At 48.9% G+C, this 1537-nt stretch carries 1 protein-coding gene; it reads left to right on the top strand.

Going from position 1 to position 1537, the window contains the following annotated elements; all coding sequences use genetic code 11:
- Window positions 1-127 precede the first annotated feature (127 nt).
- On the top strand, window positions 128-1537 hold a 1410-nt coding region (locus KDK16_RS07040; RefSeq protein WP_257275332.1), incomplete at its 3' end, for an ankyrin repeat domain-containing protein.

Raw genomic sequence — 1537 nt, 5'->3', positions numbered from 1 at the left:
TGAGTTCAGTCTTGAGTTTGAATACTCGGAACTGGAACGCACCTTTAAAAGACAGACCAAGACTCAGACACCCCCCGGAACCCTACAGTTGGGAAACTCCGAAAGCACAACTTCACCAAATCCCGCAGTGGATAAAGGCAGCAAACAGAGTGATTCAGGCAGTCAGGCACACAACAATGAAAAAAAACAAGGCCAGCCAGGGCAGAATTATCCAGAACCTGATAATAAAGGTACTGATTACACTCATAATGCATTGTCCGGGGATGTTGATTATTACACCATCAGGTTGCTTCAAACCAAATATCACGTAAGCAAACGACAGGTGTTAGCGAATCTGGACAGGTATGCGTCAGAAGCCGGATTAAGGCTAGCTTGTCTGGATTGCCAACAGAGCGGTTTTCTGCTTCAGGAACTACTGCCTCACGCAGAAAGGCACTATCTAACATGCGACCAGTGTCAACAATTCAGACCCACTGCCGGTACCGTTCAAGCTCGCCAAATAATGCTACAAAATCATACCCAAAGTCAGTGCACTCACTATAGAGGGCAGGTACTGGGAACACCTTTAATGGACAATACTCTGACTCTGTTCCGTTTCATGATTCGTTTAGGAACGGAAGAAAGCCTGCTCGACCTGTTACAACAATTCGATTTACCGATAGTCGCTGAGGATTTGAATCAGACAGATCGTAACAACAGAACCGTGCTCCACGATCTGGCTCAATATACTTCACCGGCAGTCATCCGGTCGTTTCTTAAGCGTTTCAACCATGCCGGTGTCTCTGTACTTCAGATGTTGTTACAGCATGCTTCACCTGCAGCTGCATTGTCTTGGTTTAGTCTGGGTAACCCTGAGCATCAGCAGCTTCTGAAAACACTGTTGGAGACCAACCCTGAACTCAGCTGGGACGAGCTGTTTCAACAGGCCGAGCTGCTTCAAGTCAGGTCACTGCGACTTGGCTGGTTGAAGAAAGAGCGAGAAAAACTTGAAGCATCATTTGTTGGATTGTCGGCACCGCTTTCAGAGCCTTTGGCTTCATCAAGTCTTGATCCTGAGCCATCAGCTCCGCCACTGTTTGTACCGGAAGTTGTCATTGAACACTCCGTGGCCAAAGACAAGGTTAAAGATGGTGAGACAGCTACACACGCAGCCTTAGCTGCTCGTCAAGGCCACACAGAGACCGTCAAGGCCCAGGTATTGTTGGACAGTGACCGATCCCAGCGCCTTCGGGATTTTCACTCTGCTGCCCGCACTGGCAACACAAGGTTGATCAGGGAATTGCTGAACTTTGACCCCTCCCTGGCCAAAGAGAAGGCTAACAATGGTGAAACGGCTCTCCACAAAGCTGCTCGTAATGGCCAAACAGAGGCCATCCAGACATTGCTGAACTTTGACCGCTCACTTGCCAAAGAGAAGCATAACCGTGGCTGGACGGCTCTCCACGTAGCTGCTCATAATGGCCAAACAGAGGCCATCCAGATATTGCTGAACTTTGACCGCTCACTGGCCAAAGAGAAGGATGACGATGGCAATACG

The organism is Endozoicomonas sp. SESOKO4 (assembly GCF_024606275.1).
This window is presented reverse-complemented; position numbering and strand designations above follow the sequence as displayed.